Here is a 16419-nt window from a genome sequence, read left to right as displayed (position 1 = left end):
ACCAGCTTTGCGAACCGGGGCGCCTTCACGATTCACTCCTATGGACGACGATAGGGGTTGGACCGCCGGGCAGCTCAACAGTTCAACGCTCATCCATATTTAACGTGTACATCGCCTTTTTGTTTTCCTCCGATACATCCGCGCTACCATCGCGGGATGACCAGCGTCTCCCCTTCTTCCGCTTTTGCTCCCGTCCTGTCCCAACACCGTCTCGACGCCCTCGACGTCTTGCGTGGCTTCGCGCTGGTCGGGATCTGCGTCGCCAACGTCGAATTCTTCAACCGGCCCGTGGCCGAATCGGGCAACGGCATCCCGGCCGGGCTGCACGGCCTGGACTGGCTGGTGGCCTTTATCGTCGCCTATTTCGTCAGCGGCAAGTTCTGGACCATCTTTTCCCTGCTGTTCGGCATGGGGTTCGCCCTGATGCTGGAACGGGCGCGCACGGCCGGGCGCCATTTCCTGCCGGCTTACGGCCGCCGGGTCGCCGTGCTCGGCCTGTTCGGCCTGCTGCACTACCTGCTGCTGTGGGGCGGCGACATCCTGATCAGCTATGCGGTCGGCGCCCTGGCGCTGATGCTGATGCTGTTCGCCCGGGGACGCTGGATGATCGGCGCGCTGGCCGCGTGCCTGATCCTGGCCCAGGTGCCGGGCTTCGGCTTCGCCTCCTGGCTGGTGACGCCCATCCTGTTTGCAGCGTTGGTAGGCCTGTACCTGCGCGCCCGACAGCGCGCGCTGTTTCCCCTGGTGGCGATCGCGCCGGGCAGCCTGATGCTGCTGGCGGCAGTCCTGAACCGCATCGGCGGCCAGGGCGACATGGGGGCGCTGCTGGCAATCGGCGCCTCGCTCGTGCTGCTGGGAATGCTGGCCTGGGCCTTCGCCCAGCCGCAGGTCGCGCGGCCGCTGCGCGCCGGGATGGCGATCTTCATGCTGACCTATGGCTTGACCGCGCTCGACGGCGGCATGCGTTACTTCGCGCCGCAATGGGGGGCGGTGTCGGGCATTGCCAGCGCGCCCGGGGCTGACACCGGAGCAGGGCCCACCACCGCGTCGCATTACCGTGAGCGCACGGCGCGCAGCATGCAAGAGAAGCAGGTACTTACCAACGGCACCTATGCGGAAGCGTTCCGGATGCGGCTCGGTCACCTGGAAGCACGGATGCGTGACGAGACCGGCTTCGTGGTGGTCGGCGTGAGCGTCTTCCTGGTTGGCGTCTGGTTCGTGCGCTCGGGTGTGATCGCCAATGCTGGCGCGCACCTGCCCCTGTTCCGGCGCCTGGCGGCGGGAGGGATAGCCCTTGGGGCCGGGCTTGGGCTGCTCGGCAGCCTGATCAGCACGGGGCGGCCGGCGGGCGCCGATGACCAAGGGTATGACCTTGCCTACGCCTTGATGACGATGGGGAGCTTGCCGGCCTCGCTCGGCTATGTCGCGGCGGTGCTGCTGGCGCTGTACAGCGGCGGCAGCCTGGCCCGGGTGCGCATCCTGGCCCCGTTCGGGCGCATGGCGCTGAGCAATTACCTGATGCAGTCGCTGGTGTTGTCGCTGCTGTTCTATGCCCACGGGCTGGGGCTGTGGGGAATGGGCAGGATCGGGCAGGTCGGCATTGCGCTGGTGCTGTGCGCGCTGCAGATCGGCTTGAGTCACTGGTGGCTGGCGCGTTTCCAGTACGGTCCGCTCGAATGGGTGTGGCGGGCGCTGACTTACCTGACGTGGCCGGCAATGCGGCGGGCCGCCTGACCCGGAAACAACAACGGCTTTCCGAAGAAGCCGTTGTGTCATGCATCAGCGAAGCTGGTCAGGCATAGGTACGCAGACGTGCCGAAAACTCTTGCAGCGCCTTGATCTTGGATGCTTCCGCGCGGTTGCACCAATCCTGCAGCTGGTGCAGCAGCTGGTCCCGGGTCGAGTGCGAACGTTCCCAGATGGCGCCCAGTTCGACCCGCATGGTGTGCATGGTCTCCAGCGCCTTGCTGTGCTGGAACAGCTCGACCAGCTGCTGCTTCTGCGACGATTCCAGCTTGGCCGGCTCGCGCTGCATCAGCTTGCGCGAGCTCTTCAGGAAGCGCGATTCCAGCTCGGCCTTGTGCTTCAGGTGCTCGAATTCTTCACTGAACGCGTGGCGTACCGACTTGGCATACTTGGCCATCACGTCGTAGCGGTTGGCGATCACGGACTGCAGCGTGTCGAAATCGGCCTGCGCCTTGTCCTTGTCCAGCTTCGGCTTTGGCGCCACTTTCTTCACTTTTGCCAGGCCGACCATTTCCAGCATGCGGATATAGCCCCAGCCCAGGTCGAACTCGTACCACTTGCTCGACAGCTTGGCCGACGTGGCATAGGTATGGTGGTTGTTGTGCAGCTCTTCACCGCCAATCAGGATGCCCCAAGGGAAGATATTGGTCGCCGCATCGTTGCAATCGTAGTTGCGGTAGCCCCACCAGTGGCCCAGGCCATTGATGATGCCGGCGGCCGTGATCGGGATCCACATCATCTGGATCGCCCACACGGTCAGGCCGATCACGCCGAACAGCGCGACGTTGATCACCAGCAGCGAGGCCACGCCCAGCATGCTGCGGCCGGTGTACACATGACGCTCGATCCAGTCGTCCGGCGTGCCATGGCCGTATTTCTCCATGGTTTCCTTGACCTTGCTTTCGGCGCGGTACAGCTCGGCGCCTTCGAACAGCACCTTGCGGATGCCGCGCGTTTGCGGGCTATGCGGATCTTCTTCGGTATCGCACTTGGCGTGGTGCTTGCGGTGGATCGACGCCCACTCCTTGGTGACCTGTCCCGTGGTCAGCCACAGCCAGAAGCGGAAGAAATGGCTCGGGATCGGGTGCAGGTCGAGCGCCCGGTGCGCCTGGTGGCGGTGCAGGTAGATCGTCACGGCGGCGATCGTGATATGGGTGACCACCAGCGTGTAGATCACGACTTGCCAGGCCGAGAAGTCGAGCAGGCCGGTGGACAGGAACGACAGCACGGCGTGCAAGGCGTCGTTAAAGAAATTCATTCAGTCTCCAAAGGGGCTTGTCCGATATGCAACCACTGTGACCGCACATCTATAACCCGGGCATTTTACGTGGTTCTACTGCCGCACGGCAGTTTTACTTGCTCAAATTTGCGCCAGTCCCGGTGTTGTCCCGACCTTCTTCTTGTGGCGTGCGTGCCACCGCCCTGGCAATATGGGCGTCCAGCAACCGCGTATCCATCGAAGGGTGCCCGAGTTTGATCGCGCCCGATTGCACAAGTGCATAGATCTTGCGGTTGACGTCCGAGATCGGACCGCCCTGCCCGTTCTCCGGGTCACCCAGCCAGAAGCCGACTTCGAGTTCGTAGCCGTCGGCCGCGAAGGCATTGAGCAGGACATTCGGCGCCGGCGTCTCGAGCACGCGCGCCACGCCCTTCGGTTGTTCTTCGAGCAACGGAATCACCTGCGACAGGTCGCTGTCGTAGGACACGACCAGCCTGGTCACCGCCCGCACATTGCGGTTGGTGGACGACTGGTTCAGCACCACGCCGGTGATCAGCATCTCGTTCGGCAGCAGGGTCTGCGTGCCGTCGGAACTGCGCAAGACGGTATAGCGGGTATTGATGCGCGCCACCTTGCCGGAATATTTATCCAGGGTGATCGGATCGCCGATCGACAGGCTGCGCTCGAACAGGATGATGAAGCCGGATACGTAGTTACTGGCGATGCGCTGCATGCCGAGACCGAGGCCGACGCCCAGCGCGCCGCCGAATACCGACAGGACCGTCAGGTCGAGCCCGGCCAGCGACAGGCTGAACAGCACAGCGACCAGGATCAGCGCCGCGCGGCCGACGCGCGCCAGCGCCACCCTGAGCGAACTGTGCATGCGCTCGAAGCCCATCAGGCGTTCCTCGAGCGCGGCGCCGGCCCACAGCGCCAGGATCATGAGGACCACGATCGAGACCGCACCTTGCAGCAGGTCGGCAATGGACACCTTGTTTTTGCCGATTGGCAAGACCGTCTGTTCGAGCGCCTTGACCACGTCCGGCAAGATGCCGGTAAGGTGCATGGCGACGATGATCCAGACCGCGAAGGCAAACACCTTCTCGAAGGTCTGCAGCGCAGCCCCCACCTGGCCGCGGCGGGCGAAGGCGCGCCGCAGCAGGTAGAAGAAGGTGCGGATGACGGCCAGCGACATGAACAGCGGCAGCGCCACGCGCAGCAGCGACACGCCCTGGTACTGCGCCAGCACCGTCTTGGCCAGCGCCAGCAGCCCGACGGTCAGCAGCGGGCCCAGCACGCGTGCGAAACTGCCCAGTCCGACGCTGATCAGGCCACCCGTCCGGGCACGGTCTTTCAGCAGTGAGCGGTGGATCAGCCGCGCCAGGCCCCATCCGGCCGCCACGCACACGACGAGGGCGACGATCTGCCAGGCGATGGCGGGACGGCGGGCGTCGTCCAGCAGGACATTGAACAGGTCCGACAGCGGCATCGGCACTCCTTAGCTGGCGGCAGCGGCGTCGCCAGCCTCGTCAGCGTTGCCAGCATCCTCAGCCGCAACCTTGGCCGGCTTGGCCAGCGCCTTGCGCTGCAGGACGGCGGCGAAGAAGCCGTCGGTCTGGTGCTTGTGCGGCAGCAGCTTGAGGTAGTTATCCATCTCGAGCGGGATCTTTTGCTCGGCCAGCACCTGGCTCATCGGCACCAGCTCGAAGTCGGCGTGATTGGCCAGGAAGCCTTCGACGATAAAGTCGTTCTCTTCATTGAGCAGGCTGCAGGTGGCGTACACCAGGCGGCCGCCATTCTTGACCAGGCGCGAGGCCGCATCCAGGATCGAGGCCTGCTTCTCTTGCATTTCGGCGACGGCGCTCGGCTGCTGGCGCCACTTGACGTCCGGATTGCGGCGCAGGGTGCCCAGGCCCGAGCACGGCGCGTCGACCAGCACGCGGTCGATCTTGCCGGCCAGGCGCTTGACCTTGGCGTCGCGCTCGTGCGCGATCACCACCGGATGCACGTTCGACAGGCCGCTGCGCGCCATGCGCGGCTTCAGCTTGGTCAGGCGTTTTTCCGAGACGTCGAACGCGTACAGGCGACCGGTGTTGCGCATCAGCGCACCCAGGGCCAGCGTCTTGCCGCCGGCGCCGGCGCAGAAGTCGACCACCATCTCGCCGCGGCGCGCGCCGACGATCTGGGCCAGCACCTGGCTGCCCTCGTCCTGCACCTCGATCGCGCCTTCCTTGAACAGCGGCAGGTTTTGCAGCGCCGGTTTCTTTTGCACACGCAGGCCCAGCGGCGCGAACGGCATCGGCTCGGCCACGATCGGGGCTTCGGCCAGTTGCGCGATCACGGCGTCGCGTTCGGCCTTGATCGAATTGACGCGCAGGTCCAGCGGCGCCGGGGTGTTCAGTACGGCGGCCAGTTCCAGCGCTTCCTGCTCGCCGAACTGGGCCACCAGCTTGTCGAACAGCCATTGCGGCAGGTTCGCACGGATCGGGCCCGGCAGCAGGTTGCGGTCGACTTCCTTGATGCGGGTGAGGAAATCGGTCTCGTCCTCGCTCAGGCCGCCGATGCTCTCGATGCCGACCGTCTCGGCCAGGCCCAGCAGGGCCAGCTTGCGCATCGATGGGGTGTTGCCATGGCCGGCGAAGTCGGTGAAGAACGATTTATTGCGCAGCACGGCGTACACGGCTTCGGCGATGACGCCGCGCTCGCGGCCGCCGAAGCGCGGGTTGTCCTTGAAGAAGCGCGACAGGGTGACGTCGGCCGGCGACGTAAAGCGGAGAATGTCGCGCAAGACTTCTTCGGTCTTGGCGACGATCGCTGGAGGCAATCTCATGTAAATCCTTGAATTAAATACTGATGGTGTCGGCCAGGGCTTGCTGCTTGGGCTCGACGATGCGCACCGCGCCATCCTCGACGACCAGGCGGTCTTCGACGAACAGGCGTACGGCGCGTGGGTAGATCTTGTGTTCCTCGGCCAGCAAGCGCGCGGCAAGCAGGTCTGGCGTATCGCCCGGCAAGACCGGGATGGTGGCCTGCAGCACCGACGGGCCATGGTCGAGCTCGGCGGTGACGAAGTGCACGGTCGCGCCGTGTTCGGTCATGCCGGCGTCGAGCGCCTGCCGGTGCGTGTGCAGCCCCGGGAACAGGGGCAGCAGCGACGGGTGGATATTGAGCATCCGGCCGGCATAGTGCTCGACGAAGGGCGCGGTCAGGATACGCATGAAGCCTGCCAGCACGACCAGGTCGGGCTGGAAGGTGTCGATGACTTCCTGCAGTTTTGCGTCGAATTCGGCGCGGGTGGCGAACTCCTTGTTCGACACCACGGCGGTCGGGATGCCACGCGACTGGGCAAACGCCAGGCCGCCGGCATCGGGCTTGTTACTGATCACCGCTGCGATACGAGCAGGCCAACCTTCGGCCTGGGCCGCGCGCACGACCGCTTCCATATTGCTTCCGCGGCCGGAAATGAGGATCACGATGTTTTTCATAGCCGGCATTGTACCGTAACACCGGCTGCCAGCCGCAGCCCTCCGAGGGGGCTATCCGGGACGTCAGGCGGTCGGCGGGACCGTCGCGAACGAGTAAAACACGCGGAACGGCACCTTTTTCTCGGCCCAGAATTCGGCTGCGTCGCGAAACACGTCGAGCAGGTTTTCGCGCGCTTCCTTGTCGAATTTCTGCGCGCTCGGCAATTGCTCGAGCACGACGATGAAGCCTGGCTGCGGGCCGGCTTCGTGGATGGTCTCGGTCAGGCAGGTGCGCAGCGCGTCGAAATTCTTGCTGCACGGTTTGGGAAAGTAGAAGTTCTCGCCGATACGGGCGCAGACCTGCTGCTTGGTGAGCGTATTGGCGCAGTGGGCGTATAAAAAATGATGACCGAGTCGACCGGCCTCCTGTTGCAAATCGCCAACGCGAAACGCGCGGATCGCTTGAACAAGATTTGGCGCCACTCTCATCAACAAACTCATTTTTTCCTCAAGTTGCCCTGTCAATAACGCGCCATGGCGCCACCCCTCGCGGCGCTGGGTAGCGCTGCTACTTCTTACCTCGCTGTCGTTGCTATACGCAAATAAGTCCATGATTTGTGTAAGGGTAACGTTTTGTGGTATTGGAAGCAACCCAAATGTGAGTTTCAGATGCCTATTTGTAAGAATCGGTAGGCGTCGATGTGACATGAAAACACCGCTTCACGGCTCGTCTTCATTCTGAAGCGAGTTGTTCCGCACTTTATTCGCTGTTACATTTTGTTGCCAGGCGGATCCGATGGTTTTTTTGGAATAGGCGTACCATGAGGGCTGTAACGAATCATCGCCGAACGTCGCCCCCTTGAACGAGGTACTACCATGAACTTGCAAGCCAAACTGATCATCTCGGCCCTCGGCATCGCCACCCTGCCGTTGGCTCAGGCTGCCGATTTCGAAGACTTCGGCCGTGTGGTGCGGGTCGAACCGCGCGTCGAGCAGGTGCGCACCCCGCGCCAGGAATGCCGTACCGAATATGTGCAAGTGCCGGTGCAACAGGAACGCGGCGCCGGCGGCACGATCATCGGCGGTATCGCCGGTGCCCTGCTGGGTAGCCAGGTCGGCAGCGGCAACGGCAAGGTCGCCGCCTCGGCGGCAGGCGCGATCGCCGGCGCCATGGTAGGTGACCGTGTGCAGAACAACGGCCGTCCACAAGGCAGCTCGGTGCAAGAGCAAGCCGTGCAGCAATGCCGCACCGTGGAAGCGATCGAATCGCGCACCGCCGGCTACAACGTGACCTATGAATACCGCGGCCAGAACTATACGTCGCTGATGAGCCGCGATCCGGGCAACCGCGTCCGCCTGCGCGTCTCGGTCGAGCCGCTGGACAGCTATAACGCCCAGGGCCAGGGCCAGGCGTATAGCCAGTACTGATCGTTTCACCAAGTTTGACATTGCGCAACGCGGCCCACCGAGGCCGCGTTGTTGCATTTCGGCCCGAGCTTGCGCTGGAAGAACCCATCCCCCGATAATAGGGCGATTCCATCAGGCTCTTTTATGCTCATCAAACGCAAATCCATCGAACAAGTCGAATCCTCGCGCCGCCCCGCGCGCAAACCCAAATTCGCACCCGTCACGCTGTCGGAACAGGACGGGGTGCGTTACCTCCACTTCGGCACCGAATGGGTCCAGGGCGCCATGCGTATCCGCAAGCCCGACTGGCCCGAGCTGGAATATGCGCAGCAGATGATGGCCTGGATGCTGTTCATCGAGTCGCCGCACGCCATCGCCCAACTGGGCCTGGGTACGGCCACCTTGACCAAGTTCTGCTATCGCCAGTTCCCTGAGGCGAGCGTGACCGCCGTCGAACTCAACGCGTCGGTGATCGCGATCTGCAATTCGATGTTCAAGCTGCCGCCGGAGGACGAGCGCCTGCGCGTGCTCGAGATGGACGCGCTCGACTTCGTCGAGGACCCGGCCAACCACGAGACCTATGACGTCCTGCAGTGCGACCTGTACGACGCCACCGCGCGCGGCCCGGTGCTCGACACGCCCGAGTTCTACCGCGCCTGCGCCGATTGCCTCGCGCCCGACGGCATCATGACCGTCAACCTGTTCGGCGACCACCCGAGTTTTTCCAAGAACCTGAAGGCGATGAAGTTCGCCTTCGCCCACGTGATCTGCCTGCCCGAGGTGCACGAGGGGAATGTCGTGGCGCTGTGCTTCAAGACGCGCCCGACCCTCGACCAGGCCGCCCTGAACGCGCGCGCCGCCCAGATCGTGGCGCAGACCAGGCTGCCTGCGAAATCCTGGGTCAAGGGATTGTTCGCCGTCGATTGACCATTTATCAGGGCCACCGTGAACGCCATCCCGCACAAGCCAGCCAGCCTGCGCAAGCTCGACCTGCAATCGATATTCTCGTGGCTGCTGGCCGACGGGATCGTCACCAAGGATAAGGTCAAAGCCGATTTCGCCCAGGCCCAGGGCATACTCAAGAACGCGCCCGGCATCGTGCATCCGCTGACGGCGGTGGCGCAATGCAAACTGATCTCCAGCCAGCCGCCGCACCGGCTGCTGACGCTCGATGTGCTGACCGAATGGTGCGCGGCCAAGGTCGGCCTGCCTTTCATTCGCATCGATCCGCTCAAGATCGATTTCACGAAGGTGGCCGACGTGATGTCGGCCAGCTATGCGGCGCGCTTCAATATCCTGCCGGTCGAGATGACGCCCACGACCCTGGTGGTGGCGACGGCCGATCCGGCGCTGAATGACTGGGAAGCCGAGATCGCCAAGGTCTCGCGCCGACGCATCGAACTGGTGCTGGCCAATCCCCTCGACATCGCCCAGTATATTTCGCAGTTCTTCGCCCTGGCCAAGTCGATCCGCGACGCCAACCGCAGCAGCGGGCAAGACGTCGCGATGCGTAATAATTTCGAGCAGCTGGTCGAACTGGGGAAATCGAACAGGCAGTTCGACGCCAACGACCAGCACATCGTCAATATCGTCGACTGGCTGTGGGGCTATGCCTTCGAACAGCGCGCCTCGGATATTCATCTGGAACCCAAGCGCGAATCGGCGACCGTGCGTTTCCGGATCGATGGCGTGCTGCATCAGGTGTACCAGGTGCCGGCGGTAGTGATGATCGCAATGACCGCGCGCATCAAGCTGCTGGGGCGGATGGACGTGATCGAAAAGCGCCGGCCGCAGGATGGCCGCATCAAGACGCGCACCGCGGGCGGCCAGGAAGTCGAACTGCGCCTGTCGACGATGCCGACCGCGTTCGGCGAAAAACTGGTGATGCGCATCTTCGATCCGGAAGTGGTGGTCAAAACCCTGCCGCAACTGGGATTCCCGCACGACGATGCGCAGCGCTGGGATGGCCTGACGCGCCGGCCGCACGGCATCATTCTCGTGACCGGGCCGACCGGGTCGGGCAAGACGACCACGCTGTACACGACCCTGAAGGCGCTGGCGACCAGCGAAGTGAATGTGTGCACGGTCGAGGATCCGATCGAGATGGTCGAGCCGGCATTCAACCAGATGCAGGTGCAGCCGGGGATCGACCTATCGTTCGCCGATGGCGTGCGCTCGCTGATGCGGCAGGACCCGGACATCATCATGGTGGGCGAGATCCGCGACCTGGAAACGGCCGAGATGGCGATCCAGGCGGCGTTGACCGGGCATGTGGTGTTTTCGACCCTGCATACCAACGATGCGCCGTCCGCCGTGGTGCGCTTGCTGGAATTGGGGGTGCCCGATTATCTGCTCGAGGCGACCCTGATCGGCGTGATGGCGCAGCGGCTCGTGCGTACGCTCTGCCCCGCCTGCAAGGCGCCGGGTGGCGAATTGAGCGACGAGGTGTGGGACAGCATTGGCGGGGCGTGGAAGATCGGCAAACCGGAGGTCGTGTATCGGCCGGTGGGCTGCGCGGAATGCCGGCAGACGGGGTACCGGGGGCGCACCGGAATCTACGAATTGCTCACGGTGAGCGAAGGGTTCGGGCGGCTGATCCGTGAGTCGGGCGAGATGCGCGCCTTGCGCGAGCAGAGCGTGAAGGATGGAATGAAGCCGCTGCGCATTGCCGGGGCGATGAAGGTGGTCGAGGGCGTGACGACGGCGGATGAGGTATTGAAGGTGACGTCGGCGCTGTCGTGAACGGGTTCGTGTTGGAATTTTCGGACAGCCCTAGCGAAATCTGAAATCGCCGGCTATAATGCTGCCTCTTTCGGGTCGTTAGCTCAGTTGGTAGAGCAGCGGACTTTTAATCCGTTGGTCGCGTGTTCGAGCCACGCACGGCCTACCAGAATTAGTTGTAGCAATGAAGGCGTTACGAGTGATCGTGACGCCTTTTTTGTTTTCCGCAGCAGTCGAGCCTGTCAGATTTTCTGTGTGGAACGGGGTCATGAAATAATGCCGAAAGGACTGTTCCATGACCGAAGTGATGACCACCAAGAAGCCCAAAAACAGAAAGCAGCATACCCGGTCCCAGTCGAACTGATCGACTAGTTGCTTGCCCAGGTTGAGAACAAGGACGCCGAGTCGATCCTTGGCGAGTCCGGCCTGGCCGGACAACTCAAGAAGATGCTGGCCGAGCGCATGCTAGGCGTCGCCCCATGACCTCCAAAACCTTTGCCACCCAGCAACACTGCTTTGCAGTAATCCGATAGGCTCGACCGATCCGCCGATCAACCGCCAGGAGGGCAATAATGCTGCGCATGCAACAAGCCATAACCAAAAAAATGTTTGCCATCGTCCTCGCCTGTGCCAGTTGCATGGCCTGCACCGCAGAATGGGCGGCGGCGGCCGCACCGCCCCAGCATGCAACGCCGGTGCTGCAGGGCGGACTGGACAACCCGGACTTTCTGGTCTGGCTGGGCCCGGCGCCGGACGGCCTGACACGGGAGCAGGTCCGCGAACGCAGCACTGCCGTCTTCGATATAGTCATGAAGGACATGGCCGCCGGCCATGATCTGAAGGCCTTCACCTGCAAGACGCCGGCCGAAGTCGGCCCGGTACCAATGATGGACGCGGTGGAACGCTATATCGACGGGCTGCCGGACAGCCGCGACGACGATGCGCTGCTACACGGGCTGAACCAGGCTGCGCGTGCCGGCAACTGGATCGCGCGCGCCAACCTGTTCTTCCTGATGAGCCAGCGGCGCCAGCCGGACCTTGTAGTGGAGTTCCGGATGATCCAGCTGATGGAATGGATGCACGAGCGCAGGCTTGGCGCGCTGTATGCCTTCGTAGGCGACATGATAATGGCGTCGGGCATCACCAACGGCCTGTCGGGAAATGGACCCACCGCCATGGGTGAATTCGCGGCGCTGCGCCACAGCTACCAGGCCCAGTACGAGGTCGGCCAGCACCTCAAGAAAAGCGATGACCCGGATGAGGTCCGGCTTGGAGAACGGATGATCGCCTGCTCGCTCGGCTCTTCACCCGCCTATGCACGCGTGTTTACCGGCGAAGCGGAAAAGGCGCGCGAAGCCCGCTACGAGCGCGAGTACGAGGCCAGCTTATCGCCATTGCACCGGGCGGTGCGTGACGGTGACGCCGCGCAGGTGGACAAGCTGCTGGCGGCGCCGGGCACCGACGTCAACGCCAGGAGCAGCCGCGATCAGACGCCGCTGGATATGGCATTCCTCGGCAAGGTGCAGGACGCGCGCATCGTCAAGACACTAATCAAGCGCGGCGCCGACGTGGCCGGAAACGGCGCGGTCAACAAGCACGCCGGGCGCTACGACCAAGACGAGGTGCTGAACCGCGCGGTCAACGCGAAGCCGGCGGACCTGCAGGTCGTTGAAATGCTGGTGAAGGCGGGAGCCGAGCCATTCAAGCGGACGGCGGTGCACGAAACAATCGTCACCACTCCGTTCAGCGATTCGTTCGACGCCTATGAGTCCGGCAGCCAACCCGAGCTCCTCGAGTTCCTCCTGTCGACCAAAAAGCTGGACCCACTCTCGGAGCTGGCGGGCGAGTACCTGGAACGCTCGGTGCGCCATCCGAAGGTGCTGGCGCGCCTGCTCGCCTACGGGATCAAGCCCGAGCAGGCAGATGACCTACTCTCCGAGATAGCGCAAGCTGGTTCGTATCCAGCCACCTTGGCGGTGCGGCAGCAGTACCTAGCGATCGCCGCCGGCCTGGTCCAGCGCTACCCGAGCGTGGAGCAGTCGATCAGGGGCGAACAGGGGTACCGCAGCATGAAGCGGGCGGCCGCCATCTGCAACCTCGAATTCGCCAGCTGGCTGCTCGACAACGGGGCGGTTATGCATCGCGCCGGCTATGATGACCCAGGCGCGCTGATGTCGACGATCGTCGATCACTGCGACAAGAATCACTCGCTGGAATCCGACACTGACGCGCTTGCGGACCGCGACCACTGGCGCAAGGTATTCCTCGAAAAGCTCAAGGCCAAGAGTTACGACTTCAACGTCGACGCGAAGCGATGCCCAGCCTGGTCGTACGACGGCAGCAGTTGCAATGGTCCCGAAGACGACAGCCTGGCATCGCTGTTGCTGGCACTGGGCGCGGATCCTTACCGTTGGTATCCCGGCCAGGAACGCAGCGCGCTGATCTCGGTTATTGACCGCTGCAGGGGCGAGGTGCTGGACCTGATGCTGGCAAAGCCGCCGCGCAAGCTCGACGCGCTGACCAGGGAAGGGCTCGACGTCGCACTGGAAGCGACAACAAGGGAACCGTGGTCGGGTCTGAACTGCCCCGCAGACTTCATGGGCAAGACGGCGCGCAGGCTGATCTCGTACGGAGCGCGTAAGGGCGCGAGCCGGTAACTGCGTTCACGGCCGCGGCAAGTTTCGATCGAGGGACCGAATTGTCGCTGCACCAGAAGGTGGCTTGCGTTGCCACTTCCCGCGCAGCGACTTCTTCTTCCAAAAAATGAAAGCCGCGTTGCCCGGAAATCCGTGAAGAGCCTAAAGAAAAGGCGATCACTGTCGCTCATCGTCCGTTGGCAGGAGCTGAACTCGGAATCGGGCACGCGTTAAGACGGCATCCGACGAGAAAGTTTATTGAGATTGCATTTCGACTGGGGCGCTCTGGGAGCCGCTGGTCAGGAAGTGGTACGTGCCCGCTGGGCTAGACCGCAAGTCGTTCCGCTGGCCGGACGGCTTGTTACCGCCAGCGATGTATGCGACACGGCTCCCATCGGCTAGGCCGCCAAAAAGACCGCGCCAGGAGGAAAGTCCCGGCGCTGACCGGTCGACAATATCAACCGGCAAATTCACAGGACGCTCGACGCACGGCTCGACTTCCTGCTCGACAAGCCGGGCTGGATCGGCGGCGGCCGCTTCAAGTACCGTGCTGCTCAGGTAACAGCGCTCAACTCGATCTTCAGCCCAGGCATTCCGTCCGGGGCATACACCACCAACGCACCCACGTCCAGCACCTTCTCGTACAGTGGGCTTTTCGTGGATATCGAGAAGTAATAGGTGTTGGGCCGCACCGGGATTGCCGGGGGAACCTGCGGCATGTGCGCCAAGGGCACGCCCGGCAGGGCCGAGCCGACGATGCTCTCCAGGTTTTCGGGCGCGGCGACCTTGAGCCGCATCGGCACCGTCGCGACCAGCTCGAGCCCTGGCATGTCGGCGGTGACCGCCAGATAGAGCTGTGTCTGTTTCGTTACTTTTGCCGGGTCGGGTACCGCTTGCGAATACGCGCGCCGGCTGCGGTCGGCAACCAGCGGGATGATAAGATACTTCGATCCGATGACCGTATCGACCAGGTCGCGCAGCAAGGCATCCAGTTGCGCGAACACCTCGCCCAAGGCTTCATGCCGATAAGCCGGCAAGTCGGCCGTCTTGTAGCGATCGGAGAAAGTCATCAGCCCGCCAGCCGCCGCGAGCATTTGCTGGAACATGACTTCGGAATGCAGTCCGGAGACCGGGCGCAGTGCATCAGCAGCGCGTTCGCGGTGCTCACAATGTTGAGCATCCACCACGACGAAATATCACCTGCCCCGACTTCGTAAACGTCATTGTTTGCCTTGCGGTGCATGCGCTGGAGCGCTTCGATCTTCGCGGTCATGACGCTGACCAGACCATCGAGCATGCGCCGCAGGCCGGGTTCGGCGCCGATCATGACGCTTGGTGGAATGAACGAGGGAACGATCTCGAATCCACGCTGCTCCGCGCGGCGCACCTGGACAACCGGCACGCTGGAATGCGGACCGCGCGATCATCGAGTTCCGGCGGCTCGCCCTCCTGCTCGGCACGCCGGCCAGCTAGCCGCGCATGCGCTGCATTTTCGGCTTCATGTAGAACACGAAGAAGGCCGAAATCGCCAGGCCTGCCGGATAGGATCTGCTGAAGGCGACCCACCATTGGACGCCAAATACGGCGGGATCCGGCCACGTGCTCAGCGTAACCGCGAACGCAAGGATGCTTTCGATGAACACGGCCGTCATGATGGCAACCGACAATTTCTGCGCCAGGCGCGGCAAGCCGCCTGCAACAGCGACAACGCCACGTTCGACCACGCCCAGGCAAGCAAGGATAACGGGAAGCAGCACCAGGCTGGTCACGAAACCGCGCATCCAGCGCGATGGGAAAGCGTCGCCGAAGCCGACGCTCGCCCACGCCATGATGGCACTCAGTACGAGGGCGATGGTGGGCAGGAGTATGAGGTCGGGAAGGAAGCGACGCAGCGTCGATGGGGTTGGGCTCTGGCGGGAAGTGCGCATGTCAATGGGCGTGAGGGCATGAGAAAAGGGATGCATTATCCATCTGCGCAGCGCGCCGCCGCAATCGATACACGCCCGTTTTGAAGCAGTCCTCAAGAAATCGGCCGCGCACCCTTCGACCAATACCGGCAATGAAACAGGAACGAAATTGACGGCCCCAAGGCGATCAAGCGTGAACACTGCGAAAACGCCATCCGGTATCGCCGTGCCTTGAATATGCGCTCTTTGGGGGAGTGTATCGACCCGTACCACCGCGCCTGCGGCGTCGAGACGATCTCCAGGATGATGCTGGTGACACCGTCGGGCTATTGGGCTAAACGACGCAGCAGCGCAAAGTGTTGCGTTGTGCGAAGCTGATTTCCACACGTTGATCCATCGACAGGCCAGGTTCTGGTCGCTCTCTGGTCGAGACCACAGACAATAGGATCCAGCTGAATCCATCTTGGTCGAATTGTCATGGAAGCCGACCGGAAAACCAACATTCCGACATCGGCCTGCAGGCGCACGGTGCGGTTGCCTGGGGCATGGCTGATGCGCGCGATCATCCTTCGGCGTACATTCATGCGTGCATGGGCCGGAACACGTTTGGTGTTAGAGTAATTACAACTCTTAAGGCCATCACATGCAACTCATCGAAAGAATTTTCCTGCTCGGTTACCTGATGATCGTCGCCCTGTTCTTCACTTGCGGAATGGGGCTGATCGTGCTTGCCGGGATCGAAACCTGGCACGCCCTCAATCCGTTCAACCCAACGCCCGCGCACGACCGCTTCGACGTGCTGCTCGAATGCGTCGGTTTGCTGACCATCGCCGTCGCGTCACTGGAACTGGGCCAGACCGTGCTGGAAGAAGAAGTCCAGCGTTCGGCCAATATCAGCGCACCGACCCGCGTGCGCCGCTTCCTGTCGCGCTTCCTGATCGTGGTCGTGGTCGCCCTGTCGGTCGAGGCCCTGATCGGCGTCTTCAAATTCGTCAACGGCCAGCCGCAGTTCCTGCCGCACGCCGCATCGGTCGGCATTGCCGCCGCCGCGATCCTGGCGACCTGGGGCTTGTTCATCCGCATGAATACCGACGCCGAAAAACTCGAGCCGGAAGCCATGCGCGAAGTGAAGGCAGAAGACGACGAGATCGAGCGCGACATCGAGGGCGACCCCGAAACCAAATATGCCCCCGTCCAACAGAACGAGCTGCCGCCTGGGCACGAGCGCGCTCCCGATGCCCAGGACAATGCACAGGATGGCGATGCCGATACTACCGGCGTGCACAAGAAATAAGTCAGCAAGCTACAAGGCAAATTGG

The 16419-nt window shown here is 63.0% G+C and carries 12 protein-coding genes, 1 tRNA gene and 2 pseudogenes; 8 read left to right on the top strand and 7 right to left on the bottom strand.

Going from position 1 to position 16419, the window contains the following annotated elements:
• The first annotated feature begins 156 nt into the window (after nucleotides 1-156).
• Nucleotides 157-1734 carry a DUF418 domain-containing protein gene (locus tag AC56KW_RS17985; RefSeq protein WP_497172039.1) on the top strand — a complete coding sequence of 526 codons (1578 nt, stop codon included), beginning with the start codon at nucleotides 157-159 and terminating at the stop codon, nucleotides 1732-1734.
• A gap of 58 nt (nucleotides 1735-1792) precedes the next feature.
• Here the strand turns inward: AC56KW_RS17985 and AC56KW_RS17980 are convergent, their stop codons facing one another.
• The 5 genes from AC56KW_RS17980 to AC56KW_RS17960 form a co-directional block, all read right to left on the bottom strand.
• Nucleotides 1793-3004, bottom strand: a complete 1212-nt coding sequence (locus AC56KW_RS17980) for a DesA family fatty acid desaturase (protein ID WP_497172038.1) — start codon at nucleotides 3002-3004, stop codon at nucleotides 1793-1795.
• 94 nt (nucleotides 3005-3098) lie between these two features.
• On the bottom strand, nucleotides 3099-4454 hold the full coding sequence (locus AC56KW_RS17975) for a mechanosensitive ion channel family protein (RefSeq protein WP_497172037.1): 1356 nt from the start codon (nucleotides 4452-4454) through the stop codon (nucleotides 3099-3101).
• A 9-nt stretch (nucleotides 4455-4463) separates the two neighbouring features.
• On the bottom strand, nucleotides 4464-5795 hold the full coding sequence (locus tag AC56KW_RS17970; protein WP_497172036.1) for an RsmB/NOP family class I SAM-dependent RNA methyltransferase: 1332 nt from the start codon (nucleotides 5793-5795) through the stop codon (nucleotides 4464-4466).
• Between the two features lie 13 nt (nucleotides 5796-5808).
• Entirely contained in the window at nucleotides 5809-6450 is a 642-nt protein-coding gene (gene purN, locus AC56KW_RS17965) for a phosphoribosylglycinamide formyltransferase (protein WP_497172035.1), read from the bottom strand.
• Nucleotides 6451-6513: 63 nt separating this feature from the next.
• A complete protein-coding gene (locus AC56KW_RS17960) occupies nucleotides 6514-7041 on the bottom strand; it encodes a barstar family protein (protein ID WP_497172034.1) in 528 nt (175 codons plus the stop codon).
• Between the two features lie 264 nt (nucleotides 7042-7305).
• Between AC56KW_RS17960 and AC56KW_RS17955 the strand changes: the two genes are divergently transcribed.
• The 6 genes and pseudogenes from AC56KW_RS17955 to AC56KW_RS17930 all read left to right on the top strand — a co-directional run bounded on the left by AC56KW_RS17955 (nucleotide 7306) and on the right by AC56KW_RS17930 (nucleotide 13214).
• Nucleotides 7306-7857 (top strand): glycine zipper 2TM domain-containing protein, encoded by a 552-nt coding sequence (locus AC56KW_RS17955; RefSeq protein WP_497172033.1) that lies wholly within the window; start codon nucleotides 7306-7308, stop codon nucleotides 7855-7857.
• 123 nt (nucleotides 7858-7980) lie between these two features.
• Complete coding sequence (locus AC56KW_RS17950) at nucleotides 7981-8763, top strand: spermine/spermidine synthase domain-containing protein (RefSeq protein ID WP_497172032.1); 783 nt, start codon at nucleotides 7981-7983, stop codon at nucleotides 8761-8763.
• 18 nt (nucleotides 8764-8781) lie between these two features.
• A complete protein-coding gene (tfpB, locus tag AC56KW_RS17945; RefSeq protein ID WP_497172031.1) occupies nucleotides 8782-10578 on the top strand; it encodes a type IV pilus assembly ATPase TfpB in 1797 nt (598 codons plus the stop codon).
• A 72-nt stretch (nucleotides 10579-10650) separates the two neighbouring features.
• Nucleotides 10651-10726 (top strand) — tRNA-Lys (locus tag AC56KW_RS17940).
• Nucleotides 10727-10852: 126 nt separating this feature from the next.
• Nucleotides 10853-11025 (top strand): annotated as a pseudogene (locus tag AC56KW_RS17935) (IS256 family transposase); the annotation flags it as partial.
• Between the two features lie 104 nt (nucleotides 11026-11129).
• A complete protein-coding gene (locus AC56KW_RS17930) occupies nucleotides 11130-13214 on the top strand; it encodes an ankyrin repeat domain-containing protein (RefSeq protein WP_497172030.1) in 2085 nt (694 codons plus the stop codon).
• A gap of 533 nt (nucleotides 13215-13747) precedes the next feature.
• Here AC56KW_RS17930 and tssK read toward each other — a convergent pair.
• Nucleotides 13748-14580: pseudogene (gene tssK / locus AC56KW_RS17925) on the bottom strand (type VI secretion system baseplate subunit TssK).
• 82 nt (nucleotides 14581-14662) lie between these two features.
• Nucleotides 14663-15301 carry a hypothetical protein gene (locus AC56KW_RS17920; protein ID WP_497172029.1) on the bottom strand — a complete coding sequence of 213 codons (639 nt, stop codon included), beginning with the start codon at nucleotides 15299-15301 and terminating at the stop codon, nucleotides 14663-14665.
• 442 nt (nucleotides 15302-15743) lie between these two features.
• Between AC56KW_RS17920 and AC56KW_RS17915 the strand changes: the two genes are divergently transcribed.
• Entirely contained in the window at nucleotides 15744-16394 is a 651-nt protein-coding gene (locus tag AC56KW_RS17915) for a hypothetical protein (protein WP_497172028.1), read from the top strand.
• The last annotated feature ends 25 nt before the right edge of the window (nucleotides 16395-16419 follow it).

Source organism: Telluria sp. RT2P19 (assembly GCF_059685725.1).
The sequence above is the reverse complement of the archived record's forward strand: the minus strand, read 5'-3'. Positions and strand labels throughout refer to the sequence as shown.

Bases quoted from the DNA above. Each gene is read 5' to 3' on its own strand.
- AC56KW_RS17955 (WP_497172033.1), top strand. From the start codon at position 7,306: ATGAACTTGCAAGCCAAACTGATCATCTCGGCCCTCGGCATCGCCACC.
- AC56KW_RS17975 (WP_497172037.1), bottom strand. From the start codon at position 4,454: ATGCCGCTGTCGGACCTGTTCAATGTCCTGCTGGACGACGCCCGCCGT.
- AC56KW_RS17950 (WP_497172032.1), top strand. From the start codon at position 7,981: ATGCTCATCAAACGCAAATCCATCGAACAAGTCGAATCCTCGCGCCGC.
- purN (WP_497172035.1), bottom strand. From the start codon at position 6,450: ATGAAAAACATCGTGATCCTCATTTCCGGCCGCGGAAGCAATATGGAA.
- AC56KW_RS17960 (WP_497172034.1), bottom strand. From the start codon at position 7,041: ATGGACTTATTTGCGTATAGCAACGACAGCGAGGTAAGAAGTAGCAGC.
- AC56KW_RS17930 (WP_497172030.1), top strand. From the start codon at position 11,130: ATGCTGCGCATGCAACAAGCCATAACCAAAAAAATGTTTGCCATCGTC.
- AC56KW_RS17970 (WP_497172036.1), bottom strand. From the start codon at position 5,795: ATGAGATTGCCTCCAGCGATCGTCGCCAAGACCGAAGAAGTCTTGCGC.
- AC56KW_RS17915 (WP_497172028.1), top strand. From the start codon at position 15,744: ATGCAACTCATCGAAAGAATTTTCCTGCTCGGTTACCTGATGATCGTC.
- AC56KW_RS17980 (WP_497172038.1), bottom strand. From the start codon at position 3,004: ATGAATTTCTTTAACGACGCCTTGCACGCCGTGCTGTCGTTCCTGTCC.
- AC56KW_RS17985 (WP_497172039.1), top strand. From the start codon at position 157: ATGACCAGCGTCTCCCCTTCTTCCGCTTTTGCTCCCGTCCTGTCCCAA.